This is a genomic window from Kitasatospora sp. NPDC094028 (genome assembly GCF_049543595.1).
GTDB lineage: Bacteria > Actinomycetota > Actinomycetes > Streptomycetales > Streptomycetaceae > Kitasatospora.
The window spans coordinates 108,953-133,043 of record NZ_JBMVFA010000018.1 but is presented as its reverse complement, the minus strand read 5'-3'; the positions used below and the strand labels follow the sequence as shown (position 1 = coordinate 133,043).

Sequence of the window (24,091 nt, the reverse complement as noted above, 5' to 3'; positions counted from 1 at the left end):
GCGAGGGCGGCCGGCGGGGATTCACGCTCCCGGCGCAGCTTCCGGGCCCGCGCCCCGGGTGGAGCGATGATCGGGCTATTCACCGGAACGTATGATTTCGGCCCTCTGGTGTATCCAGGGCTGATTAAGCTCCATGCACATGACGAACGATCAGACAACAGGAGTGGTCGAGGAATCGGCGGACGTCGTGGTCCTCGGCGCCGGCGTGGCCGGACTGACCCTCGCGAACATCCTGCACGCCGCCGGGATCGACTGCGTCGTCCTCGAACGCGCCACCCGCGCCCACGTCGAGACCAGGGCCCGGGCGGGCTTCCTCGTCCCGAACACCGTCCGCGTCCTGGACCGCCACGGCCTGGCCGAAGGCCTGCACCGCGGCGGCCGCCCGCACGGCAGCTGCGAGTTCCGCACCGGGACCGACGGCTTCCGGCTCGACTACAGCACCCTCGGCCCCTGCGAACCGCACACCGCCTACCCCCAGCAGAACCTCGTCACCGACCTGCTCGCGCACTACCTGGCCGCCGGCGGCCGGGTCCACTTCGAGACCGCGGCCGAGGCCGTCCACGACATCGACGGCCCCCGGCCCACCGTGGCCGCCCAGGACGCCGAAGGCCGCCCCCGCCGCTGGCGGGCCCGGTACGTGGCCGGCTGCGACGGCCGGCACGGCGCCGCCCGGCGCTCCCTGCCGGCCCGCGCCCGCCGCCACCACCGCGACCACGGCGTCACCTGGCTCAGCCTGCTCGCCGAAGCCCCGCCCAGCCTGGACGCGATCGGCTACGCCCTGCACCGCAACGGCTTCGCCGGACACATGACCCGCACCCCGGAGGTCACCCGCTACTACCTCCAGTACGAGCGCGGCACCCCGGCCGACGCCTGGTCCGAGGAACGGATATGGGACGAACTCGACCTGCGGCTCGGCGCCGCCGAGCACGGCCCGCTGCGCCGCGGCCGGATCTTCCAGCGCGGCACCATCGACCTGGAGTCCGACGTCGTCGAGACCCTGCGCCACGGCTCGCTGCTGCTCGCCGGGGACGCCGCGAGCCTGCTCCCGCCCGCCGCGGCGAAGGGCGCCAACGTCGCCGTCCTGGAGGCCGAACTCCTCGCCCTGGCGCTCGTCGACGACCTCGCCCACGGCGACCCCACGGGGCTCGACCGCTACTCCGACCGCTGCCTCGTCCACATCTGGCGCGCCCAGGAGTTCTCCCGCTGGATGGTCCAGCTGCTGCACGCCGGTGTCGGGCAGGAAGGCGAATCGTTCTTCCACGAATCCCTGCGCCGCGCGCGGATCGACTCGCTGCGCACCTCGCGCAGCCACCAGGACTGGTTCGCCGAGAACTACGTCGGCATCTGACCGGGCCCACCCCTTCCCCGGGCCCTTCCCTGGCATCTGACCGGGCCCACCCCTTCCCCGGGCCCATCCCTGCCCCTTCCCCGAACGAGGACGCCCGCCATGACCGAGACATCGCCGGAAGACATGACCGAACTGCGCGCGACAGCGGAGTTCGTCCGTACCCAGGACACCGCCGCCCTGCTCCCGCTCCTCCTGCCCGACCTCGACGACGCCGAGCGGCAGGCCCTCGCCGGGCACTGCAGCCTCGCCCACGCGGCGCTGCTCGTCTTCCCGCCCGACGAGGCCGCCCTGCGCGCCGCCCTCGCGGCCTGCGACCTGCCCGCCGACACGCCGTCCTTCCCGAGCGTGGTCGTACGGCACCGGCTGGCCGCCCGGCACGGGCACGCCGAGGCCGACCTCGACGTCCGGATCCTCCACCCGCGGGTGAGCGGCCCGGACGGCGAGCCACGGACCGTCGAAGTGTGCACCCTCACCGTCCCGCCCGGCTCGGAGCTCGCCGGCCTCGCCGCGCACGAGCGCGCCCACCGGCACGAGGCCCACGTCGCCCTGGAGGTCGACCAGCCCAACGCGCTGCTCCTGCACGGCCTGCGCACCCTGCTCGCCCGGCACGGCGCGACCCCGGACGGCGGCGGGTACAACCCGCACGAGAACGGCACGGTGCTCTACTTCACCCTCCCCGCCGCCGCGAAGGCCGGCTACCGGCGGGTCGAGCTGCACGCCCACGGCAACTACCCCGGTGTCCTCGCCGACCACCTCGGCGGCGACGCCGAACACCGGCCGGCCGAAACGCTCCTGCAACTGCTCACCGGCGCCTGGACCACCCAGGCCCTCGCGGTCAGCGCCCGGCTGGGCCTGCCCGACGCCCTCGACACCCGCACCGCGACCGACCCGGGGACCCTCGCCCGGGCCCTCGGCGCCCACCCACAGAGCCTCACCACGCTGCTGCGCTACCTCACGATGCTCGGCGCCGTCACCGAACACCCGGACGGCTACCGCCTCACCGAGCTCGGCGCCCTGCTGCGCGCCGACACCCCCGGCTCGATGCGGGCGCTCGCGCTGATGTACGGCGGCCCGTTCTACCAGTCCTTCGCCGCCCTGGACCACACCGTCCGCACCGGCGAGGCCGCCTTCGACCACCTCTTCGGGGAGAACCACTTCGACCACTTCGCCCGCGATCCCGAACTCGCCGCCACCTTCGACCAGTCCATGGCCGCCGGCTCCCGGATGTTCGACCCCGTCCCCGCCCACCCGGTCGTCCGCGCCGCCGCCGGGGCACCGCGCCCGGGCACCGTCGTCGACATCGCCGGCGGCAACGGCGAACTCCTCGGCCGCCTCCTCGCCGCCCACCCGGGCCTGCGCGGCGTGCTGCTGGAACGCCCGCACGCCGTCGAGGCCGCCCGGCACCGGCTCGACGCCCTCGGCTGCGGCGACCGCGCCGACTACGTGAGCGGCGACTTCGCCGACATCCCGCCGGGCGGCGACGTCTACGTCCTCTCCCGTGTCCTGCACGACTGGGACGACGCCCGCTGCGCCGAGATCCTGCGGCACTGCGCCCGGGCGATGCCGGCCCACGCCGACCTGCTGATCATCGAACGCGTCCTGCCCGCGGACGGCTCCACCTCGCTGGCCACCGCCTGGGACCTGCACATGATGTGCAACACCGGCGGCCGCGAGCGCCGCGCCGACCACTACGCCCGGCTGCTCGCCGACGCCGGGCTGCGGCTCCTCGACCAGAGCCCGCTCCCGCTGGGCGCCGCCGTCCTGCACGCCCGCAGTAACGTCACCGCGCTGCCCCGGCCCGCGGCTGCCCCGGAAGCCGGGCTGCTGGCCTGAGACCGGCCGCCGGGGGCGGGGCACCGGAACGCCCCGCCCCTGGCGGCCGCCGCGCTCAGCAGGTGGTGCCGGCCGCGACCGGCCGCAGGTCGGGGCTCCCGAGGTCGGCGGTGCCCGCCAGCCTGCCCGGGCCTACCAGAAGTTCCGGTGAGGATCCGGCCGCCCGCCCCGGTGCCCGGGGCCGGGTCCGGGCCGGACGCCTCATCAAAACCTCAGCTTCGCCCGGGCACGATCGGGCAATGTCGAGATGTCCGATCGAAAGCGGCTGCGACCGGTGCCGGGTACCGGCGCGGCGGCGCGGGTGGGGGGTGCTCTCCGGCGCCGTCCTCGGGCGGCCGTCCGCCGTCCGGGGAGAGGCGTCCGGGGCCGGGAGCGGCGGCCGGCCCGCCCCGCCGGGCTGGGCCGACGTGGCGTCGGCCGTCCGCTCGGCGCTCGCCGCGATGCCGCAGGCCGCCGTCACCGTCCGGGTACCGCCGGGGCTGCCGCCGGTACCCGTCGAGCGGGGCGCCCTGGAGCGGGCGCTGGCCGCGGTGGTGCGCTCCGCGTGGCTGCGCACCCCGCCCGGCGCCCGGGTGCTGGTGCGCGCCGGTGTGGAGGCCGGCCCGACCGGAGGCCCGCGGGTGCTGCGGGTCCGGGTCGTGGACCGGGGGCCGGACCTGGCCGGTGAGGCCAAGGCCTGGGTGCTCGCCGCCGCGCCCGCCCGGGACCACGGCCTGCCGGACGCGGCGCGGCGCCTGGCGGCGGCCGGCGGCGGGCGGATCGCCCTCGCGGACAACCCGGCGGGCGGCCTGGTCCACGTCCTCACCCTCCCGCTCGCCGACCGGCGGTGACGCCCGGCGGTGACGTCCGCGGGCCGACCGGGCGCCGCACCGCCCGCCCGGGCCGGCGGCCGGGCGAGCGGTGCGCGACACGCAGGCAGGAACGTCCCTGCAGCCGGGCGGCGCCGCACCCCGCTGGAATGGGCCGACATCGCCCACACCCCGCGGAGGCCACCGATGAACCCGACGACCACGGACGACGATCCGGTCCGGGTGCTCGACGTCACCGGCGCCGACTACCGCCGCGCCTTCGAACTCTTCCTCGCCGGCACGGACGAGAAGCCGCTCACCCACGCCCGGCTGAGCGAGGTGGTGGCCGCCCTGCCGCACCGCCGGGTCCTGCTGGACGTCGGCGCCGGCGAGGGCCGCACCACCGCCCACCTCGCCCGCTCCTTCGAGCGCACCGTCGCCATCGAGCCCAGCGCGGCCATGCGCGAGAAGCTGCGCACCGCCTGCCCGGGCGCGCTCGTCCTCCCGGAGCCGGTGGACCGGGCCCGGCCGCCGGAGCCGGCCGACCTCGTCCACCTCTCCCACATGCTCTACTACGTCCCCGAAGCGCAGTGGCTGACCACCGTCGACCGCGCCCGCGGCTGGACGGTCCCCGGCGGTACCGTGCTGGTCGTCCTGCAGAACCCGGAGAGCCCCTGCATGCGGATGGCCGCCCACTTCACCGGCGCCCGCTACGACCTGCGCCCGCTCGCCGCCCGGCTCCGCGAGCGGCACCCGGCCGACCACCAGGCCCTGGAGACCCTCGACCTGCACTACCGCACGCCGCACCTGGACGAGGCGGTGGACGTCGCCGAGTTCATGGTCAACGTCGCCGACCTGGCCACCCTCGACCCCCGCCCGTCCCGGGCCGCGCTCGCCGCGTACGTGCGGCGGAACTTCGGCCAGCCGAACGGGAGTTACCTGATCGGCCACACCCAGGACATGCTCACCGTGCGTCGCGCCCCGGCCGACTGAACGGCCTCCGGCCGCACGTACCCCTGGCGTGCCCCGGGCCGCCGCGCTACGCTGCCGCGGCACTCGTCGACGGGGGGACGCCATGGGGAACGAGCAGTCCGAGCCCTGGTACGCGACCGGGCTGAGAGCCGGGCTGGAACTGGTCGGCTGGATCGGGCTGCCGATCGCGCTCTGGCCGCACTCGATCCCGCTGGCGATCGGCGTGGACGTGCTGCTGATCGGCGTCCCGTCCCTGCTGCAGACCCCCGGTGACAAGCCGGCCACGGTCATCGCCGTGCCCGGTTGGGTCACCGTGCTGATGGTGCTCGCCCAGCTCGCCGGGGCCGTCACCGCCGCCTGCCTGCTGTTCCCGGCCTGGGCGGCGGTCCTCGTCGGCCTCCTCGCGCTCGCCTGCTGCGGCACCGAACTGCCGCGCTGGCGCCGCCTGTCGGGGCGCTGAGCCGGTGCCCGCCCGGCGCCTCCTCAGGCGCCGGCGGAGGCCAGGCGGGCGTGCCGGCGGGCGGTGGCCTCCGCCGGGTCCAGGACCGGGACGGCGGCCAGCAGGCCCTTGGTGTACGGGTGTTGGGGGGAGCCGTACACCGTGTCGGCGTCGCCCTGTTCCACGATCCGGCCGGCCCGCATCACCGCGACCTGGTCGCTGACCTGCCGGACCACGGCCAGGTCGTGCGCGATGAAGACCAGGGCGAGGCCGAGGTCGCGCTGCAACTCGCCCAGCAGCGAGACCACGTGGGCCTGCGTGGTGACGTCCAGGGCGGACACCGGCTCGTCGCAGACGATCAGCCGCGGTTCGGGTGCCAGGGCCCGGGCGATGCCGACCCGCTGGCGCTGGCCGCCGGAGAACTCGTGCGGATAGCGGTGGTACCAGCCGGGGTCCAGGCCCACGCGTTCGAGGAGTTCGCCGACCCGCGCGCGGATGCGGCGCTCGTCGCGCTCGCCCGCGACGCGCAACGGGTCGGCGACGGACTCCCCGATGCTGCGGCGCGGGTTGAGCGAGGACACCGGATCCTGGAAGACCATCTGCAGCTCCCGGCGGAGCGGACGCAGCTCCCGCTCGCCGAGCGCCCCGATGTCCCGGCCGCGGTAGTGGAGGCGGCCGCCGGTCGGCTCCAGCAGCCGGACGAGCATCCGCCCGAGGGTCGTCTTGCCGGAGCCGGACTCGCCGACGACGCCCAGCGTCTCGCCGGCCCGCACCGTGAGCGAGACGCCGTCCACGGCGGTGACCGGGGCGGCGCGCCGGCCGAGGCCGCCGCGGACGGCGAACTCCCGCCGCAGGCCGGTGGCTTCGAGCAGCACCTCGCCCCCGGCGGGCCCGGCCGCGGACACCCGGGCGCCCGGGACCACCGCAGCGCCCGGGACCGCCGCAGCGTCGACCCGGGGCACCGCCGACAGCAGCGCCCGGGTGTACGGCTCGCGGGGAGCACCCAGCACCTCGGTGACCGGGCCGTGTTCCACCGCGCGGCCGTCCTTCATCACCAGCACCCGGTCGACGCTGCCGGCGACCACGCCCAGGTCGTGAGTGACCAGGACGAGCCCGGCCCCGGTCTCGGTGCGCAACTCGTGCAGCAGGTCGAGGACCTGGGCCTGGACGGTGACGTCCAGCGCGGTCGTCGGCTCGTCGGCGACCAGCAGCCGCGGCTCGCAGGCCAGGGCCATCGCGATCAGCACCCGCTGGCGCATGCCGCCGCTGAACTCGTGCGGGCGTGAGCGGGAGCGCCGTGCCGCGTCGGCGATGCCGACCCGGTCGAGCACGTCGACGGCCCGGGCCCGGGCGGCGCGGCGGGAGACCGGCCGGTGGACCCGGACGACCTCGGCGATCTGGTCGCCGACCGCGTAGTACGGGTCGAGGGCGGAGAGCGGGTCCTGGAACACCATGGCGGCCAACCCGCCGCGCAGGCGCCGGAGTTCCTCGCCCTCGGCGGTGACGGCGTCGACGCCGGCGACCCGCACCGAGCCGCCGGTCCGGGCCCCGGTGCCGCGGTGGAGGCCGAGCAGGGCGTGGGCGACGGTGCTCTTGCCGGAGCCGGACTCGCCGACGATGCCGAGCGCCTGCCCGGCCTCCAGGGCGAAGCCCACACCGTCGACGGCGCGCACGTGGCCGTCGTCGACCGGGAAGTCGACGACCAGGCCCTCGACCTGGACGAGGGGTTCGGGGCTCACGTCAGGACCACCCTTCGGTCGGTCACCGCGTACAGCACGTCCGCGACGACGTTGGCGACGACCACGCAGAACCCGGTGACCAGGGTCAGGCCGACGACCGTCGGCAGGTCGATCAGGCTCACCGAGGTCACCAGCAGCTTGCCGAGCCCCGGGAGGCCGAACAGCGACTCGGTCAGCACGGCGGACCCGAACATCGTCCCGAGGTCCAGGGCGGTGAGCGCGATCACCGGGGTGAGCGCGCCGCGCAGCGCGTGCCCGGTCACCAGGCGCCGCTCGCTGACGCCGTACGCCCGGAAGGTCCGGATGTGGTCGTCGGCGAGGGTCTCCAGCATGGACGAGCGGGTCAGCCGGGCGTACTTGGCGGACTCCATGAGCGCGAGCGAGAACCAGGGCAGCAGCAGGCCCCAGAACCACTGCTGCGGGTCCTCGGTCAGCGGGGTGTAGCTCGGGAACGGCAGCCACTGGAGCTGGGCGCACAGGACGATCAGCAGCACCAGGCCGATGACGAACACCGGGACGGCGGTGCCGGCCAGCGTGAGCGCGGTCAGCAGCCGCTCGCCGAGCCGGCCCCGGCGCAGCGCCGAGAGCAGCCCGGTGCCGACCCCGAGGACCAGCCAGATCACCATCGCGCCGAACGCGAGCGAGGCCGTCACCGGGAGCCGGGCGGCGATCATGTCGGTGACCTGCTCGCCGCTGCGGTAGGAGACGCCCAGGCAGGGCGCCGGGCAGTGCAGCGGGCCCGTTCCGGCGCTGAAGTCGCGGCCGGCGACGATGCCCTGGAGGAAGTGCGCGTACTGCAGGTGCACCGGCGCGTCGAGGCCGAGCCGCTCGCGCACCTGGAGGACCTGGGCGGGGCTGCACTTCTCGCCGCAGGCCAGCTGGGCCGGGTCGCCGGGGGCGAGGTAGAAGACGGCGTAGATCAGGACGGAGAGCGCGAGCAGGACGCCGACCAGGCCGAGGGCCTTGCGGAGCAGGAAGCGGGTCATCCGGCGGCCTCCTCGGTGGTGCCGGCCGGACCGGCCGGCCCGGACGCCGTGCCGACCCGGAGCCGGGAGGCCGCGCGGGGGTCGAGCTCGGTGCGGACGGCGTCGCCGAGCACGGTGAAGGCGAGCACGGTGGCGAACAGCAGCGCGGACGGGAGCAGCACGTACATCGGGTCCGCGCGGAACCAGGTGGTCGCGCCGGAGAGCATCTGGCCCCAGGACGAGGTCGGCGGCTTGACGCCCACGCCGAGGAAGGACAGCCCGGCCTCGGAGACCACGTTGGTCGGCAGCAGCACCGCCGCGTAGGTGAGGACCGGCGCGGCCAGCGACGGCAGCAGCTCCCGGCGGGCGATCCGCCACCGGGTGGCGCCGGCGAGCCGGGCCGCGGCGACGTGGTCGAGCCCGCGCAGGCTCAGCGTCCGGGCCCGGACCAGCCGGGAGGTGCCGGCCCAGCCCAGCAGCCCGATGACCAGGGTCAGCAGGAGCGGGCGGGGGAAGTCGGCGGGCACGACCGCCATCAGCGAGATGGCGAAGACGAGCGAGGGGAGCGCGAGCATCACCTCGGTGGTGTTGCCGATCAGCTGGTCGAGCAGCCGGCTGCCGAGGCCCGCGGCGAGGCCGAGCAGGACGCCGACGGCGACCTGGACGAGGGTGGCGCCGACCGCGACGAGCAGCGAGATCCGGGCGCCGTGGACGAGCCGGGCGAACACGTCCCGCCCGGTGCCCGGTTCGACGCCCAGCCAGTGCTCGGTGCTGACGCCGCCGAAGGAGCCGGTGGGCACGCCGCCGACCGCCGAGTCGAGCAGGTCGTTGTGGTAGCCGGTGGGGTCCTGGCCCTCGATCGCGGCGAGCAGCGGTGCCGCCGCCGCGACCAGGACGAGCAGGGTGATGACGAGGGCGGCGGCGCGGACGGTGCGCCGCGCGAGCAGCCGCCGCCACACCTGTCGCCCCCCGGCGGCCGGGGAGGCCGTGCGGGCCTCCCCGGCTTCGATTTCCTGTGGTGCCATGGTGGTTCGACCGATCCGTCCGGTCCCGCCCGCTACTTGACCGCGACCTGGGAGATGTCGAGCACGCCGGTCCAGTCGCTGATCACGATGTTGCGGACGTCCTTGCCGTACAGCCGCTTGTAGACGGGGTGGAACAGCGGGACGGTCAGGGCCTGTTCGCCGATCCGTTGGTCCAGGGCGCCCCAGCGCTTGGCGGCCTCGGCGTGGTCGGTGATCTTGTTGATCCGGTCGATCTCGTCGTTCACCGAAGCGTCGTCCAGCTGCGCGGAGTTGAAGTTGTAGCAGTCGGTGACGATCTGCCGGCCGTCGAAGATCGGCGCGAGGAACGGGCCGCCGGACGGCCAGTCGGCGCCCCAGCCGGAGAGGAAGAAGCCGGGCTCGGTGGCGACGGTGTGGATCGTCTTGGAGTACCGGGTGGAGTCCAGGGCTTCGAGCTTGACGGTGATCCCGGCCGCCTTCAGCCCGTCCTGGACGGCGGTGGCCAGGTTCGGGCCGTAGCCCTTCCCGGCCTCGGTGGAGTGGGTGAGCGTGATGGTCAGGCCGTCCGGGTAGCCGGCCTCCTTCAGCACCTCCCTGGCCTTGTCCGGGTTGCCCGCGGGGCCGGCCGGGAATGGGTCGTACGGCGTGTAGCCGAAGGTCTCCTGGGCGGGCAGGTAGGTGGTGGCGGCCTCGGCGAGCGAGGAGCCGCCGGCGGCGTTGACGACCGAGGTGCGGTTGAGGGCGTAGGCGACGGCCTGCCGGACCTTGGGGTTGTCGAAGGGCTTCACCTTGGGGTTGAAGGCCAGGTAGTTGACGTAGCCGAAGTGGCCGGTGCCGACCCGGGCGGCGAGTGTCTTGTCGTCCTTCACCTGGGCGAGTTCGGAGGGGCCGAGGTTGGTGTCGGTGGTGACGGCGGCCGCGTCGGTGCCGGTGCCGGCGGAGAGCCGCTGGTTGATCACCGCCGGGTCGAGCCCGGACTGGACGTCGACGGTGTCCGGGTAGGCCTTGCGCTGGTCGTCGGTCGCCGCGGACCAGTGGGGGTTGCGTTCGAGGACGAGGTGCGCGCCGTCGTTCTCGTTCTTGACGACCCGGTAGGGGCCGGAGGAGACGGGGTGCTCCTGGTACTTCGTCCCGGTGTCCTTGGCCTTCGGGACGGGCGCGAACTGCGTCTGGGTGGCCAGGTACGGGAAGTCGCCCTCGGGCTTGGCGAGGCGGAAGACGATGGTCTTCTCGTCCGGGGTCTGGACGGCGTCCAGGCCGCCGCCGTCCTTGTAGGGGCCCTGGTAGTTCGCGGCGCCGGCCAGCCAGTCCCTCAAGTAGGGTGCGCCGCCGGAGAGTTCCGGAGCGAATGAGCGCTCGATGCCGTACTTGATGTCGGCGGTGGTGATCGGCGACCCGTCCTCGTAGGTGAGGCCGTCCTTGAGGTGGAAGGTCCACACCGTCGCGCCCTCGGACGGGGTGCCGGTGTCGGTGGCGAGGTCCGGGACGACCTTGGTGCCGGCCGCGCCGTCGACCCGGTTGCGGGTGGTGAGGGTGCGGAAGACCAGGGAGGGCACGTTGCCGCCGCCGGAGGTGTACAGCCGGGCCGGGTCGAACTGGTCCTCCGGGTTCTGGTTGAGGACGGTGAGGGTGCCGCCCCGCTGCGGTGCGGCGTCCTTGCCGGTGCTCCCGCCGCCGTCTGTCTTCGGTCCGCACGCCGCGGCTCCGACGACCAGGGCGACGGTGGCGGTTGCCGCGGCGAGGCGGCGCGCGGTGGAGGTGGGTCGAGACATCGGAAAAGGGGCCTTTCGCTACCGATGGTGCACGGAGGAAGGCGGGCGGCGGTGAGGCCTGGGAAAGGAGTGAGCGGCACCGCGCCCGCGGGAAGGGGCGATGCCCCGAGGCGGCGATCGCCGCAACGCGTCGGGGCAGGCGGATTCAGCGACAGAGGTTGTCGGAGACGCAGTGCGTGGCCACGCCGATCAGCGCCAGCTCGATGGCGGCGCACTCGATCGGGTGACGGTCGGACATGGCGAGAAGACTGTATGACTTCAAGCGGAATGTCAAAGGTCTGTTGACGGTCCATCGGTGGGAGCCACCGCCGGGAGCGCGGCCGACCGGGCCGGCGGCGCTCCCGGCGGCGTGAGCTCAGGCCCCGGCCCCGTCCGGGAGCAGGCCGGTGATCCCGGGGCAGCGGCGGAAGTCCGGGGCGGGCAGGGCCGACCGGTCCAGCTTTCCGTTCGGGGTGAGCGGGAGCCGGTCCAGCAGCAGGTAGCCGGCCGGGACCATGTAGTCGGGGAGCACGGTGGCCGCCAGCGCCCGCAGCTCGGCCGGGGCGGGCTGCGGGCCGTCCGGGCGGGGGACCACGTAGGCGATCAGCCGGCCGCCCTTGCGGCGCCCCGCCGAGACCGCCACCGCGACCTGGGCCGCGCCCGGGTGGCGGCCGAGGACGGCCTCGACCTCCCCGAGCTCGATCCGGAAGCCGTTCACCTTGACCTGGTCGTCCATCCGGCCGAGGTACTCCAGCCGGCCGTCCGGGAGCTGCCGGGCGAGGTCCCCGGACCGGTACATCCAGCTGCCCGGCGCACCGAACGGGTCGGCGACGAACCGCTCCGCGGTGATGTCGGGCCGCCGCGCGTACCCGCGGGCGACGCCCTCGCCCGCGATGCACAGTTCGCCCTCCTGGCCGGGGGGCACCGGGCGGAGCCGCTCGTCCAGCACGTGGACGCGCACCCCCGGGGCCGGCCGGCCGATCGGCACCGGCCCCTCGTCGACCCGGTCGCCGGGCCGGACGGCGTGCTCCATGCAGCCCACCGTCGTCTCCGTGGGGCCGTACTCGTTCACGACCTCGACCAGGGGGTTTCGCAGCCGCCAGTCGGCCAGCATGCCGCCGAGCAACTGCTCGCCGCCCACGACGAGTTGGCCGGACGGGGAGAACCGGGGCGGCAGCAGGGCGAGCAGGGCCAGGTGGCTGGGGGTGACCTTGAGGAAACCGATCGGCACCCGGTCCAGGTTCTCCCGGGTCGTGAGGTCGTCGGCCAGCGCGGCCACGTGCACGCAGCCGCCGTGCAGGAGCGGCAGGAACAGCGCGGTGACACTGAGGTCGAAGCTCAGCGAGGAGTGCAGGAGGGACGACACCCGGGCCCCCGGGTAGGAGTCGGCCGCCCACCCGAGGTAGTGCCGCAGCGAGCGGTGCTCGATCACCACGCCCTTGGGGCGGCCGGTGGAGCCCGAGGTGTAGATGACGTAGGCGGCGTCGCCGGGCGCCGGTTCGCGGCCCCGCTCGGACGCCGAGACGTCCTCGTGGTCCCCGGCCCGCAGCGGCACCGAGCCGTCGTCCTCGGCCAGCAGGAGGCCGGCCGGGATCGCGGCGCCGTCGATCCCCTCGCGCGGGCCGATCACGCACACCGGCCCGGCGTCCCGGACCATGAACTCGACCCTGGCGCCGGGGTAGACCGGGTCGACCGGGACGTACGCCGCGCCGGTCTTGAGGACGGCGAGCAGCGCCACGACCGCCTCGTGGCCGCGCGGCAGGAGGATCACCACGACCTCCTCCGGCTTCGCCCCCCGGGCGATCAGCCGGCGGGCCAGCCGGTTGGCCCGGGCGTTCAGCTCGCGGTAGGTGAGCTCCACCTTGCCGTCGATCACCGCGACGGCCTCGGGGGCCCGGGCGGCGGTCCGTTCGAAGACGCGGATCAGCGGTTCGTGCCGCTCGTCGGCGGCGGCCGCGGTGGCGTCGGCGTCGGCGGTCCCGGCCGCGGCGTCGGCGTCCGCGCCCGCCGGGCGGATGTCCGCCCAGTTCCGCCGGACGTACTCCAGGCACTCCTCCTTCGTGGCCCCGGGAAGCGCCTGCCGCCAGCCCGCCGGAACGTCCGTTCCGGCGGGCCAGAGGCAGTGCCGGCCCGGATCGTTGACCAGAACGGAGAAGCCGGATGCGACGGTGTCGTCCGTCATGAGGGTGCACTCCTGCCAGAGAGTCGGGTCGGTGGTGGAACTCGTAGGGCTCGTAGGGCTCGTGGGGCGCTACGCGCTGACCTGGTCCGGGCTCGCGCCCGGTTCCGGCAGCGGCTCGTCCGGTGAGCGGGTCCGGCGGGCCCAGTCGGTCGCCAGGGGGGCGAGCAGCCCGCAGCCGGCGAAGACCAGCCCCAGGCCGATCCAGCCCGGCCCGCCCACCGTCACGCACAGGGCGATCGCGGCCGGGCCGAGCGCGGTGGCGATGCCCTCGCCCAGGTTGAACACGCCCTGGTACTGGGCCGAGGCGTGGCGCGGGGCGAGGCCGAGGGCGAGCTCGAAACTGCCGGCCGAGTGCCACATCTCGGCGGCCGTGAACATCAGGAGCGCGAGGAAGAACAGCGGGACGGACACCGTGACCGGCACCGAGTCGGTGGCGGCGAGCACCGCGCAGGTGAGGAACAGCGCCAGCCCCGACCGCACCCAGGCCCGGCCGGCCGTGCCCGGCGAGTCGATGCCGCGGGTCATCCGGACCTGGAACACCACCACGATCACCGTGTTGGTGAGCAGCAGGGCCGCGGACATCCAGCCCGGCGCGGCGTGCCGCGACGCGATCCAGAGCGGGATGCCGAGGGTGAGGACCTGTCCCGACATGAACAGGACCGCGTTCAGCGTGGTCACCGCCAGGTAGGGGACGTCCTTCAGGGCGACCGAGCGGCGCTGCGCCCCGCCGGCCTCCGCGCCGGGGGCCGCCGGGGGCAGGGCCTCGTACGCCGGGAGGGTGGACTGGATCGCGGCCACGAGCAGCAGGCAGAGCGCCTTGCCCCAGAGCGCGACGCAGAAGGCCGCCGTGCTGCCGATCTGGGTCGCGACACCGGCGAGGACCGAGCCCAGTGCCACCCCGATGTTGGTGATCGACCTCAACTGCGCCCGGAAGGTGGCGCGTTGCGGCCCGGCGGTGCGGGCGATCACGGCATGCCGGACCGCCCGTGACCCCTCGAAGCAGAAGCTGGTCAGGCCCACCACCGCGGCCGCGGTGCCGAAGGAGCGGGCGAACGGCGTCACCGCGGCGACCACGAAGTGCAGCAGGTAGGCGCAGACCAGGACCCGGCGCAGCCCCAGGCGGTCGGCGACGTGGCCGACCGGGACACCGGCCCAGACCCCGATCGCGCCGCCGACACTGAGCACCAGGCCGACCTGCGCGGCGGGCAGCTCGACCACCCGCGCCAGGAAGAACGGCAGGGTGAGCAGGTTGATCCCGAACCCGACCGAGTCGACGAGCTGGCCGACCGCCAGCCGCCGGGCCGGTCCGGGGGCGGGCACGCCACCCGTCACGGCCCGGAGCACCCGGGCGGGCAGGCCCGGCCTTCCGTCGGCGCCGTCCGCGCTCATGCGGGCAGCGCCCGCACGTGGCGGAGGAAGGCGGCGAAGAGCAGGCGTGCGGTGTCCTCGGGCACCCGCTCCAGTCGGCAGCCGACCGAGACCGAGAGCCGGCCCCCGCCGAGCGGTGTCGCTTCGGTGTGCAGTTCGGTGGGCAGGTCGAGGTACGGCTCGACGACGCGGCGGGCCGCGAGGCCGTGCATCCGCAGCTCGCCGACCTCGTTGTCCTGCAGCGCGAACATGTTCTGGAAGAGCGGAGCGCGGCCGGTGCGGGGCGGGTTCGTCCAGCGCACCACCTCGGGGAAGGAGACGTCGGTCGCGGCGTAGGCGGCGGACAGCCGGGCGGCCGTGCCGCGCAGCGCCTCGGCGAGGCCGACCGTTCCGTAGCGGGTCGCCGGGTCCGTGCGCAGGCAGACGGAGTCGACGCAGCAGTCGATCACGTTGGCGAGGGCCGGATCCCACCGCCGGGCGACCGGGAACCCCATGCCGTAGTCCTGCTGCCCGGTGACCTCGGCGAGCGCCCGGTCGTAGACGGTGAGCAGCACCGCGAAGCGGGTGACGCCGTGCCGGGCGGCGAGGGCGTCGACGGCGGCGAGTTCGCCGTCGTCGAGCGTGGTGGTGAACCTGGCCTGCCCGGCCCCGCCCGCGGCGGGGAACGCCAACTCGGGGGTGCCGGCCAGGGTCTGCGTCCAGAAGGCCCGCTGGCGCTCCAACTCGCCCTGCCGTAACTGTTCCTGGCGCTCCCGGAGCCGGGCCCGCTCGGCCGGGCCGGCGACCGGGGGCAGGTCGGGCCGGTGCCCGCGCAGCCGCGCGTCGTAGCAGGCCCCGAGGTCGGCGGCGAGGACGGACTCGGACCAGCCGTCGAAGGCGATGTGGTGGGCCAGTACGCGCAGGACGTGGCTGCCCGGGTCGGCCGCCCGGGCTGTCGCGACCCGCCAGACCCGGCCGGCGGCCAGGTCCAGGTCCCCGCTCAGCGCGGCCCGGGTGCTGTCCAGGGCCGCGCTCTCGGTCGCGGCCTCCGGCAGCTCCAGGACCTCGACCTCGGCCGTGGCGCCGGGCTCCGCGACCGCCTGACGGCGTGCCAGGTAGCGGCTGTTCAGCGGCTCGTGGCGGTGGTGGACGTCCTGCAGGGCGGCCCGCAGCGCCGGCAGGTCCAGTTCGCCGGTGAGGGCCCAGGTGAACATCAGGTGGGGTGCGCGGTCGCCCGGGTCCATCAGGTGCTGGGTCAGGAAGCTGGTCTGCATCGGGGTGAGCCGGACCGCGGCCTGCCCGGGGCCCGCCGCGGGCGCCGGCTCGGCGGGCCGCTCGTCGGCGGCCCGCGCGCGGTCCCGGGTCAGGGCCGTCGCGAAGCCCTCCGCCGTGGGGTGCGAGGCCAGCAGGGACAGCGGGACGGGGAAGTCCAGCTTGTTGCCGACCCGGGCGCACACCAGCGTGGCGTCCAGGGACGAGCCGCCCAGGACGGTGAAGGGCACGTCCCCGGGCAGGTCGTCCTCCTCCAGGACGTCCGAGAAGACCTCCAGCACCAAGGTGAGGACATCCTGGTCGACCGTCACCATGTCTTCCCTCGACACGGCCACATCCTTTCCTCGCGCCGTCGCGTTCGGCCGGGCCGTGACAAATTCCGCGGCCGGCCATCCGGAGCATACAAGTGTGCGCGCCCGGCTGTCCCGCGAATTCCGCGCAAACCGGGCCAAGCCGCCGGAAAGGCATGGTAAATCGCATACGAACTGTGAGTTCGGAAAAAATGACGGGGGCGCCCGCCCGAAATTCATTGATCCGCTCGGTCGGGCGGGGTGTTATGTTGGGCGAGTAGGTCGGATTCTTCGACGAGGAGGGGCGATGTCGGTCGATTCTGTGCGGATGGCGGACGGATCACGGGAGGCCGTGGAGGAGGTCCTGCGGCGGACCTGGGCGGATCTGCTCGAAGTCGACTTCGATTCCGGGGACGATTTCTTCGATCTGGGCGGCTACTCCTTCCTGGCCCTGCAGATGGTCAACGAGCTGCGCGAGCACGGCCTCCACCTCACGGTCACGGACGTGTTCGAGAACCGGACCTTCGGCGAGCTCGTCGACTTCCTCGGCGGTGGCGCCGGCCGGCCGGTCGCCGCCAGGAGCGAGCCCTCCTTCGCGTCCCTGTGGGCCGACGCGGTCAGCCCGTGGAGCGCGGGGCGCCCGGCGGCCGCCATCCGGCTCGCGGAGGGCGAGCGGGAGCCGTTCTTCTGGGTCCACTGGGGCACCGGGAACATCGGCTACCTCCGGCCGCTGGCCGACCGGATCCGCGCGGGCCGGCCGCTCTACGGCTTCCAGCACCCGGCGCTGGTGCGGCGCGAGCGGGTGCAGACCTCGGTCGGCGAGCTCGCCGAGGGCTACCTCGCCGAGCTCCTGGAGATCCAGCCGGAGGGCCCGTACCTGCTCGGCGGCCTGTGCAACGGCGGGATGATCGCCCTGGAAATGGCCCGCCGGCTGACCGCGACGGGCCGGCAGGTCGCTTTCACGGCATTCGTCAACACCATTCCGTCGACGGTTCCCTCGGACCTTTCGCCCGGCGACGGACTGGAGGACCTCTACCGGTTGCGCATCGCCTATCTCAAGGAACGGTTCGGCGTGGCCGACCTCGTCGAATCCGCGCCGGAAGTGCTGCGGAAACTCCAGGCCGAGGACGTCGCCTACTACGACGACCACGAGGACCCGGCCGATCTGCTGTGGTTCCAGGCGGTCTGGGCGGCGATCGCCTTCGCCCAGGCCAGGAATGAGCCGCGGCCGTTCGACGGCCGCGCGGTGGTATTCCAGACCAGGACCGGTGAGCCGCATTTCGAGCCGCACTGGAAGGCACTTCTGCCGCACGCGGAGGCCGAGACCTTCGACGTGCGCAGCACCCTTCCGATCCTGATGCACGAGCCTTTCCAGGAAAGCATCACCAAGCACCTGTCGCAGGATTTCTGAGGGGATCACGGGCCCGGGCGACGCCGGTCGCCCGGGCCCGGCCGCCCGGTCGGTGGCGGGGCGGGCGGCCCGCCCCGCCACCGGTCCGAGGTCAGCTCCGGCCGGCTCCGGGGGGTGCGACCACGACCCGGTCGGTGAACCAGGCCGCGGCCGCGCGCAGGCAGCGCTCGGTGTCCTGCTCGGTCGGCGCCCCGACCAGGACGCGCCCGCCCCGGATGTGGCTCCCCGTGGTGATGTCGGCCATCACCTTGCCGGGCGCGAGGTCGACCGTGGCTTGCAGGACGCCTTCCAGCGCGAGCAGCTCCGCGGTGGTCGGCGCGCTCTCCACTCGGCCGACCGGCGCGGGCAGTTGCACCCAGCCGTGGCAGAGCCCGCTGTCCGGTCCGGCCGGTCCGGCGAACGGGCGGCCGGCCAGCGCCCTGGCCCACTCCCGCATCAGCGCCAGGCCGTTCCTGGCCTCCAGGGCCTCGCGGATCAGGCCGCCGCCGGTGCGGCCGCCGCACTCGCTGAACGCCAGCCGGTCGCCCTGGTCGAAGGCCTCCAGGTGGAACACGCCGTCCCGGTGCCCCAGCACGCCGAGGCTGCGGCTCACCAGCTCGTGGGCCTGCCGGTAGACGCGGGGGTGCTCGCCCGGGTGCAGGTGGAGGGCGCCGACCAGCGCCCCGTCGCGGAGCTCGATGAGGTTCTCCAGGTAGCGGGACACGGTGAGCGCGACGACCTCGCCGCCGCGCACCACACCGTCCATCTCCAGCTCCCGGCCCGGCATGAACTCCTCGACGCACCACGGGCCCCAGCGGCGCTCGCCGCGCTCCTTGAGCAGCGCCTCCAGGTCGGCCCGCTCCCGCAGCGCCCAGGTGTCCTGGGTGGAGGCGCCGAGCAGGGGCTTGACCACCACCGGGAACGGGATCGGCGGTTCGAGCAGCTCCGCCAGGTTGTCGACGAGCGCGGCGTTCGCGGTGTGCACACCGGCGGCCCGCAGCGCCTGCTTCTGCGCGTACTTGTCGCGCAGCAGCACGGCGGTGCGCGGGTCGACCCCGCGGACGCCGCCGGTCGCGGCCACGGCCGCGGTGGCCACCAGGGCGAACTCGTGGTCGGTGCCGATGGCGGTGAACGCGTCCGGCGCGAGCCCGTGGCGGGTCAGCGCGGCGAGCAGCTGCTCGACGCTGGTGTGGTCCGCCACGGTGACGATCCGGCCGGTGAAGCCGCTCTGCCGGGCCGCCGCCACCTCGGCCGGCTGCATCACCCACGTCACCTCGCACCCGAGTTCCTCCAGGTACGCGGTGGTGAGGGTGCGCCACCCGATGACGAGCAGCCGCTCGCCGCCCGGGCCCTGCGCCACCGGGCCCACTGGGTCGTTCATCGTCTTCCCCTTCTCCTTCGCGCTGTCGCCGCGGCCGGACGGCGCCGGTGATCCGTGCGGTCGGCCGGTGCTCATTCGGTGGCCAGCCGCACCCGGTCGACCTTGCCCGCCGCCGTGCGCGGCAGGGCGTCCCTGATCGTCAGCGACCGGGGGTGGTGGCTGGGCGGCAGCTGGCCGCGCAGCCACCGGCGCAGCTCCCGCCCGTCCACCCCGTCCGTCGTGACCAGGAACGCCGCGACGTGGACGGAGGGCAGTCCGGCGTCGCGCAGCACGACGGCCGCCTGGCTCACCGCGGGGTGACGCTCCAGCGCCGCCTCGATCTCGCCGAGTTCGATCCGGTGACCTCGGAGCTTGACCTGGCCGTCGGTGCGGCCGAGGTACTCCAGGGAGCCGTCCGCCCGGTACCGGGCCCGGTCGCCGGTGCGGTAGGCGCGCCGCTCGCCGAGCGGCGTCGGGAGCGACCGGAAGGCCCGCCGGGTGAGGTCGTCCCGGTCGAGGTAGCCCTCCGCCAGTCCCGCGCCCAGCAGCAGGAGTTCGCCTTCCGTCCCCGGCTCGTCGACGACGGCGCCGGGCTCGCCGTCCGGCCCGTCCTCGGCGACGAGCAGGACGGACGTCCCGGGCAGCGGGTCGCCCAGGGAGACCGCCTCCGGGTCCTTCACCAGGGCGGCGGTCGCCCAGATCGTCGCCTCGGTCGGGCCGTAGAGGTTCCACAGCTCGCGGCCGGCCGGGAGCAGGTCCGCCGCCAGCGCGGGGGAGAGGGCCTCGCCGCCGGACCAGAGCCGGCTGGCCGGGGAGCCCGGCCAGCCCCCGGCCAGGGCGAGCCGCCAGAACGAGGGCGTGGCCTGGACGACGTCCGGCCGGTGGTCGGCGAGGAAGGCGATGAAGGCCTCCGGGTCCACCCGGGCCATCGGCGGGGCGACGATCAGCCGGGCGCCCACCGTCAGGGGCAGCAGGGTCTCGGCGAGCGAGATGTCGAACGACAGGGCGGTCATCGAGACGACGGACTCGCCCGCCGTCAGCCCCGGCACCCGGGCCAGCCCGGCCAGCCGGTCCAGCAGCGCGGTGTGCGGGACGGCGACGCCCTTGGGGGTGCCGGTCGATCCCGAGGTGTACATCACGTAGGCGGTGCCGTCCATGCCCGAGTCCCTGGGCACGACCCCCGGCTCGGACCCGGGTTCGGCGAGTGCGAAGCCGCCGGTCCCGGTGTGACGGATCGTCAGCGCCGGTCGCGCGTCGCGGAGCACGGCCGCGCGGTGGGCGGCCGGGCTCTCCTGGTTGAGCGGCAGGACCGCGCAGCCGGCCCGGGCCGCGGCCAGGAAGGCCACCGCCCCGGCGAAGCCGTCGGCCGCGTCCAGGGCGAGCAGCCGGCCGGGGCCGGTCGCGGCCGCGATCGCGTCGCCCAACTCGGCGGCGAGGCCGGTCAGTTCTCGATAGGACGTGAACCCGTCCCCGCGCTGGACCGCGACGGCCGTGGGGTCGTGGTCGGCCTGCTGCCGCACGACGTCCCAGATAGTGCTCATCTGTCTACTCCACAGGGTGCTGACCACCGGTCCACGCGGGAGCGAACTCCGGTGACCGGTGTCGGGTGGTCTGTCGGCCCGGACGCGGCCGCCGAGGGTCAGGCGTCGGCGTCGAGCAGGTCCGACGCCACCGAGCGCAGGAACCCGCCGCGCCGGACGTACTCCAGCTCGCCCGCGGTGTCCACCCGGGCCAGCATCCGCCACTCGGCCAGCAGCGTGCCGTCCGCGGAGTGGGCGCGGACGGTCACCGTGCCGCGCGGCACCAGCCCGTCCAGCCCGATCACGTCCAGGGCCTCGTGGCCGGTCAGGCCGAGCGTCCCGGCGTCCTGGTCGGGCGGGAACTCCAGCGGCACGATGCCCATCCCGATGAGGTTGCTGCGGTGGATCCGTTCGAAGCTCTTCGCGAGCACCGCGCGGACGCCCAGCAGCGCCGGGCCCTTGGCGGCCCAGTCGCGGGAGCTGCCGAAGCCGTAGTCCTTGCCGCCGACGACCACGACCGGGACGCGGTCGGCGGCGTAGGCGAGCGCGGCCTCGTGGATGCTCATCCGCTCGCCGGAGGGGACGTGCAGGGTGCTGCTGCCCTGGACGTCGGGGGTGAGCAGGTTGCGGAACTTCGGGTTGGCGAACGTCCCGCGGACCAGGACCTCGTGGTTTCCGCGGCGGCAGCCGTAGGAGTTGAACAGCGCCGGTTCGACGCCCAGGGCGCGGAGGTAGCGCCCGGCGGGCGAGTCGACCCCGATGGCACCGGCCGGCGAGATGTGGTCCGTCGTGGTGGAGTCGCCGGTGAGCACCAGGACGCGGGCCGCGGCGAGGTCGGACAGCGGCGCGTGCGTGAGCCCGTCGAAGAACGGGGAGCGCAGCAGGTAGTCGGACTCGCCCGGCCAGTCGTACACCGGGCCGGAGGGGTGCTCCAGGGAGGTCCATTCGGCGCCGCCGGTGAAGAGCGACTCCTTCTCCGACACGAAGTGCTCCCGGGCGACCCGGCCGACCGCCTCCTCGATCTCCTCGGCGGTGGGCCACAGGTCCGAGAGGAAGACCTCCACGCCCTCCGGGTCGGTGCCGACCGGACGGCTGGTCAGGTCGGCGAGCACCGTCCCGGCGAGGGCGTACGCGACCACCAGGGCCGGCGAGGCCAGGTAGGCCGCGGCGACGTCCGGGTGGATCCGGCCCTCGAAGTTGCGGTTGCCGGAGAGCACCGCCGCCAGCCGGACCCCCTCGGTGCGGGCCCGCTCCTCGGCCTCGGGGGCGAGGCCGCCCGAGTTGCCGATGCAGGTGGTGCACCCGAAGCCCGCCACCGAGAAGCCGAGCTTCTCCAGGTCGGGGAGCAGGCCGGCCGCCTCCAGGTAGTGGACCACGGCCCGGGAGCCCGGGGCCAGGCTGGTCTTCACCCAGGACGGGACGGCCAGGCCGCGCTGCACGGCCTTCCTGGCCACCAGACCGGCGGTCACCATCGAGTGCGGGTTCGCGGTGTTGGTGCAGCTGGTGATCGCGGCGATGGCGATGGCGCCGTCGGCCAGCTCGCGCCGGCCCTCGGCGGCCCGCGCGAGCGCGGCCCCGGACGGCTCGGGGAAGCTGGCCGGGACGGTGGCCAGCGGCAGCCGGTCCTGCGGCCGGCGCGGCCCGGCCGCACTCGGCTCCACGGCGGAGAGGTCGAAGTCGAGCACCCGGGCGAAGTCCGGTTCGCCCGCCCCGGCGACGCCCGCGAACAGGCCCTGTTCCTTGCAGTACGCCTCGACCAGCCGGATCTCGTCGGCACCGCGCCCGGTCAGTTCGAGGTAGCGCAGGGTCGTGTCGTCGACCGGGAAGAAGGCCACCGTGCAGCCGTACTCGGGCGCCATGTTGGACAGGGTGGCCCGGTCGGGGACGGAGAGCGTGGAGACGCCCGGCCCGAAGAACTCGACGAACCGGCCGACCACGCCGACCTGCCGGAGGAACTCGGTCATGGTGAGCGCGAGGTCGGTCGCGGTGCTGCCGACCGGCAGCTCACCGGTCAGCCGGACACCGATCACCTGGGGGCTGAGCAGCGAGACCGAGTGGCCCAGCAGCACGGTCTCGGCCTCGATGCCGCCGACGCCCCAGCCGAGGACGCCGAGCGCGCCGACCATCGGCGTGTGGGAGTCGGTGCCGAGGACGGTGTCCGGGGCGATCAGCCCGTCGCCGTCCGGCATCACGACCCGGGCCAGGTGTTCGAGGTGCATCTGGTGCACGATGCCGCGCCCGGGCGGCACCACCCGCAACCCGTTGATCTCCTGCTGGGCCCAGCGCAGGAACCGGTAGCGCTCCCCGTTGAGTTCGTACTCGCGGCGCATGTTCAGGGTGAGCGCGTCGGGCCGCGCCCAGGAGGCCACCTCGACCGAGTGGTCGACCACCAGGTCGACCGGCAGCGCGGGCCGGGCCAGCCGCGGGTCGAGGCCGCGGTCGGCCATGATGGAGCGCAGCGAGGCCAGGTCCGCCAGCACCGGAATACCCGAATGATCCTGCAGGACGAGTCGGGTGGGCCTGAATTCGACCTCGCTGACCGGCCCGTTCGCGGTGGCCGCCGAGATCAGGGAGTTCGCCGACAGAACGGCCTGTCGAAGGGAATCCTCCGCACTTCCGACCTTTGCTGTCGCAGCTGCCCTTAGGGTATTCTCCACCAGCACCCGGAGGCTGCGCGGTGCGCTGGATATGCCGACCAGCCCAATTTCTTCCGCGGCCGAGAGACTGACGAAGCGGGCGTCCCGATCGGGCAGTCCCAGGTTCCGTAACAGGTCGTGCATGTCTGAGTCTCTTTTTCTCTTCGGATCTTCAACGAAATCGAGGGTGAGATGACTGTTTCGCAGAACGTGGACGTCGCCGTCTGGAGCGATTCGGCGAGCCCGGAGGCCAGCGTGCTGCCGGTCGCCCTGGAGCTGCTGGAGTCGGCCGGACTGCGCGCCGACTGGCGGATCGTGGCCGGTCAGAGGCCGGACGGGGACGGCAGCCGCGCGCCGGAGGCGGGTCTGCTGCCGCCCTTCGCCGAGCCGGGGGCGACGGCGTACGGTCTGGCCCGCGCCGCCCGGCACGCCTGGGGCGGCACGTTCAGCCTGATCGAGCGCAGCGGCGGCCTGGTGCGTGCGGACGGCATCGTGAACGTTCTCCTGTTCCGCTACGAGCTCGACATGAGCGATACCGGGATCGAATTCGAGAGCGACTCTCCCGAACACCTCGGACTGGTCAAGATAGCCGCTGAACTCGGGCCCCGGGCGATACCGGAGCAAGCCGCCCTGGGAATTCAGGCGATCGCCCCGGACGGAGTTTCCGAGTTCGTCGGGACGGTCGTCGAATTCTGCTCCCGACTGGGCGTCGACGATCTCGTCGTGGCCCACAAGGGGAATTCGATCAAACACACCGACGGACTCTTCGCGCTGACCGCGGCAAAGACCCTGGAAGGCCTCGCCGGTTCGGCCGGGATCTCCTGGCGGAGCCTGATCATCGATCACATGGCCGCCGAGCTGGTCCGGAACCCGCTGGGCTACCGGGCGATCCTCACGCACAGTTCGTTCGCCGATCTGCTCGCCGCCGCGCTGGCCGGCCAGGTGACCACCGATCAGCTCGGCGTCTGCACCACCTTCGGCCCGGCCGGCCGGCCGCTGTTCGGTCACGACCCCGCCCTGGACACCGCCGCCCCGGACGCGGACCCCGAACGGTGGCGGGTCCGCCGGCTCGCCTCGACGCTGGCGGCGGGCGCGGCGCTCGCCGAACACCTGCGCCGGCCGGAGGCCGGCCGCGTCCTGCGCCGGGCGGCGGCCGACCTGACGCGCCGCGGCGGCGCCCCGGTCGGGTGGGACCGGGCGGTGAGCACGGCCCGGCAGGTGCTGCGCACCCGCTAGACCGCGCCTCCCGCCCGAC

General features: G+C 74.5%; 18 protein-coding genes. 7 read left to right on the top strand and 11 right to left on the bottom strand.

The features are described 5' to 3' along the window. Positions 1–139: 139 nt before the first annotated feature. From ACPC54_RS25440 to ACPC54_RS25420, 5 genes are all read left to right on the top strand, one after another. Positions 140–1,348 (top strand): 4-hydroxybenzoate 3-monooxygenase, encoded by a 1,209-nt coding sequence (locus ACPC54_RS25440; protein WP_498967953.1) that lies wholly within the window; start codon positions 140–142, stop codon positions 1,346–1,348. 99 nt (positions 1,349–1,447) lie between these two features. Beyond that, on the top strand, positions 1,448–3,181 hold the full coding sequence (locus ACPC54_RS25435) for a methyltransferase (RefSeq protein WP_498967952.1): 1,734 nt from the start codon (positions 1,448–1,450) through the stop codon (positions 3,179–3,181). Positions 3,182–3,420: 239 nt separating this feature from the next. Then, a complete protein-coding gene (locus tag ACPC54_RS25430; protein ID WP_498967950.1) occupies positions 3,421–4,011 on the top strand; it encodes a hypothetical protein in 591 nt (196 codons plus the stop codon). Between the two features lie 165 nt (positions 4,012–4,176). Beyond that, complete coding sequence (locus ACPC54_RS25425) at positions 4,177–4,962, top strand: class I SAM-dependent methyltransferase (protein ID WP_498967949.1); 786 nt, start codon at positions 4,177–4,179, stop codon at positions 4,960–4,962. A gap of 82 nt (positions 4,963–5,044) precedes the next feature. Beyond that, on the top strand, positions 5,045–5,401 hold the full coding sequence (locus ACPC54_RS25420; protein ID WP_498967948.1) for a hypothetical protein: 357 nt from the start codon (positions 5,045–5,047) through the stop codon (positions 5,399–5,401). Positions 5,402–5,424: 23 nt separating this feature from the next. Here the strand turns inward: ACPC54_RS25420 and ACPC54_RS25415 are convergent, their stop codons facing one another. The 8 genes from ACPC54_RS25415 to ACPC54_RS25380 all read right to left on the bottom strand — a co-directional run bounded on the left by ACPC54_RS25415 (position 5,425) and on the right by ACPC54_RS25380 (position 15,969). Then, positions 5,425–7,119: an ABC transporter ATP-binding protein gene (locus tag ACPC54_RS25415; protein ID WP_498967947.1), complete on the bottom strand. Its 1,695-nt coding sequence runs from the start codon at positions 7,117–7,119 to the stop codon at positions 5,425–5,427. Then, a complete protein-coding gene (locus tag ACPC54_RS25410) occupies positions 7,116–8,105 on the bottom strand; it encodes an ABC transporter permease (RefSeq protein ID WP_498967945.1) in 990 nt (329 codons plus the stop codon). The genes ACPC54_RS25415 and ACPC54_RS25410 overlap by 4 nt, the downstream gene beginning before the upstream one ends. Further along, positions 8,102–9,109 (bottom strand): ABC transporter permease, encoded by a 1,008-nt coding sequence (locus ACPC54_RS25405; protein WP_498967944.1) that lies wholly within the window; start codon positions 9,107–9,109, stop codon positions 8,102–8,104. The genes ACPC54_RS25410 and ACPC54_RS25405 overlap by 4 nt, the downstream gene beginning before the upstream one ends. A 32-nt stretch (positions 9,110–9,141) precedes the next feature. Beyond that, the gene (locus ACPC54_RS25400; RefSeq protein ID WP_498967942.1) at positions 9,142–10,860 is read right to left on the bottom strand and encodes an ABC transporter substrate-binding protein; all 1,719 of its coding nucleotides are present in this window, start codon (positions 10,858–10,860) and stop codon (positions 9,142–9,144) included. 145 nt (positions 10,861–11,005) lie between these two features. After that, positions 11,006–11,098 carry an Ms4533A family Cys-rich leader peptide gene (locus ACPC54_RS25395; protein WP_341846036.1) on the bottom strand — a complete coding sequence of 31 codons (93 nt, stop codon included), beginning with the start codon at positions 11,096–11,098 and terminating at the stop codon, positions 11,006–11,008. 117 nt (positions 11,099–11,215) lie between these two features. Next, positions 11,216–13,021, bottom strand: a complete 1,806-nt coding sequence (locus tag ACPC54_RS25390) for an amino acid adenylation domain-containing protein (protein WP_498967940.1) — start codon at positions 13,019–13,021, stop codon at positions 11,216–11,218. A 69-nt stretch (positions 13,022–13,090) separates the two neighbouring features. Beyond that, a complete protein-coding gene (locus ACPC54_RS25385) occupies positions 13,091–14,410 on the bottom strand; it encodes an MFS transporter (RefSeq protein ID WP_498967938.1) in 1,320 nt (439 codons plus the stop codon). Then, entirely contained in the window at positions 14,407–15,969 is a 1,563-nt protein-coding gene (locus ACPC54_RS25380) for a condensation domain-containing protein (protein WP_498967936.1), read from the bottom strand. Before ACPC54_RS25380 ends, ACPC54_RS25385 begins: the two co-directional genes overlap by 4 nt. Here ACPC54_RS25380 and ACPC54_RS25375 point away from each other — a divergent pair. Beyond that, on the top strand, positions 15,953–17,341 hold the full coding sequence (locus ACPC54_RS25375) for a thioesterase domain-containing protein (RefSeq protein ID WP_498967935.1): 1,389 nt from the start codon (positions 15,953–15,955) through the stop codon (positions 17,339–17,341). The genes ACPC54_RS25380 and ACPC54_RS25375 overlap by 17 nt on opposite strands. A gap of 91 nt (positions 17,342–17,432) precedes the next feature. Here the strand turns inward: ACPC54_RS25375 and ACPC54_RS25370 are convergent, their stop codons facing one another. The 3 genes from ACPC54_RS25370 to acnA form a co-directional block, all read right to left on the bottom strand. After that, complete coding sequence (locus ACPC54_RS25370) at positions 17,433–18,701, bottom strand: ATP-grasp domain-containing protein (RefSeq protein WP_498967934.1); 1,269 nt, start codon at positions 18,699–18,701, stop codon at positions 17,433–17,435. 71 nt (positions 18,702–18,772) lie between these two features. Beyond that, positions 18,773–20,221: an AMP-binding protein gene (locus tag ACPC54_RS25365; protein ID WP_498967932.1), complete on the bottom strand. Its 1,449-nt coding sequence runs from the start codon at positions 20,219–20,221 to the stop codon at positions 18,773–18,775. 98 nt (positions 20,222–20,319) lie between these two features. Next, positions 20,320–22,980, bottom strand: coding sequence for an aconitate hydratase AcnA (gene acnA / locus ACPC54_RS25360; protein WP_498967931.1), 2,661 nt, complete (start codon positions 22,978–22,980; stop codon positions 20,320–20,322). Positions 22,981–23,028: 48 nt separating this feature from the next. Here acnA and ACPC54_RS25355 point away from each other — a divergent pair, with 48 nt between their 5' ends. Beyond that, on the top strand, positions 23,029–24,072 hold the full coding sequence (locus ACPC54_RS25355; RefSeq protein WP_498967929.1) for a hypothetical protein: 1,044 nt from the start codon (positions 23,029–23,031) through the stop codon (positions 24,070–24,072). The last annotated feature ends 19 nt before the right edge of the window (positions 24,073–24,091 follow it).

What these genes read in the sequence shown, in the direction of transcription:
- acnA (WP_498967931.1), bottom strand. Translation starts at nt 22,980, where the DNA reads ATGCACGACCTGTTACGGAACCTGGGACTGCCCGATCGGGACGCCCGC.
- ACPC54_RS25435 (WP_498967952.1), top strand. Translation starts at nt 1,448, where the DNA reads ATGACCGAGACATCGCCGGAAGACATGACCGAACTGCGCGCGACAGCG.
- ACPC54_RS25370 (WP_498967934.1), bottom strand. Translation starts at nt 18,701, where the DNA reads ATGAACGACCCAGTGGGCCCGGTGGCGCAGGGCCCGGGCGGCGAGCGG.
- ACPC54_RS25440 (WP_498967953.1), top strand. Translation starts at nt 140, where the DNA reads ATGACGAACGATCAGACAACAGGAGTGGTCGAGGAATCGGCGGACGTC.
- ACPC54_RS25385 (WP_498967938.1), bottom strand. Translation starts at nt 14,410, where the DNA reads ATGAGCGCGGACGGCGCCGACGGAAGGCCGGGCCTGCCCGCCCGGGTG.
- ACPC54_RS25390 (WP_498967940.1), bottom strand. Translation starts at nt 13,021, where the DNA reads ATGACGGACGACACCGTCGCATCCGGCTTCTCCGTTCTGGTCAACGAT.
- ACPC54_RS25430 (WP_498967950.1), top strand. Translation starts at nt 3,421, where the DNA reads ATGTCGAGATGTCCGATCGAAAGCGGCTGCGACCGGTGCCGGGTACCG.
- ACPC54_RS25375 (WP_498967935.1), top strand. Translation starts at nt 15,953, where the DNA reads ATGTCTTCCCTCGACACGGCCACATCCTTTCCTCGCGCCGTCGCGTTC.
- ACPC54_RS25420 (WP_498967948.1), top strand. Translation starts at nt 5,045, where the DNA reads ATGGGGAACGAGCAGTCCGAGCCCTGGTACGCGACCGGGCTGAGAGCC.
- ACPC54_RS25405 (WP_498967944.1), bottom strand. Translation starts at nt 9,109, where the DNA reads ATGGCACCACAGGAAATCGAAGCCGGGGAGGCCCGCACGGCCTCCCCG.
- ACPC54_RS25400 (WP_498967942.1), bottom strand. Translation starts at nt 10,860, where the DNA reads ATGTCTCGACCCACCTCCACCGCGCGCCGCCTCGCCGCGGCAACCGCC.
- ACPC54_RS25410 (WP_498967945.1), bottom strand. Translation starts at nt 8,105, where the DNA reads ATGACCCGCTTCCTGCTCCGCAAGGCCCTCGGCCTGGTCGGCGTCCTG.
- ACPC54_RS25395 (WP_341846036.1), bottom strand. Translation starts at nt 11,098, where the DNA reads ATGTCCGACCGTCACCCGATCGAGTGCGCCGCCATCGAGCTGGCGCTG.
- ACPC54_RS25365 (WP_498967932.1), bottom strand. Translation starts at nt 20,221, where the DNA reads ATGAGCACTATCTGGGACGTCGTGCGGCAGCAGGCCGACCACGACCCC.
- ACPC54_RS25355 (WP_498967929.1), top strand. Translation starts at nt 23,029, where the DNA reads ATGACTGTTTCGCAGAACGTGGACGTCGCCGTCTGGAGCGATTCGGCG.
- ACPC54_RS25425 (WP_498967949.1), top strand. Translation starts at nt 4,177, where the DNA reads ATGAACCCGACGACCACGGACGACGATCCGGTCCGGGTGCTCGACGTC.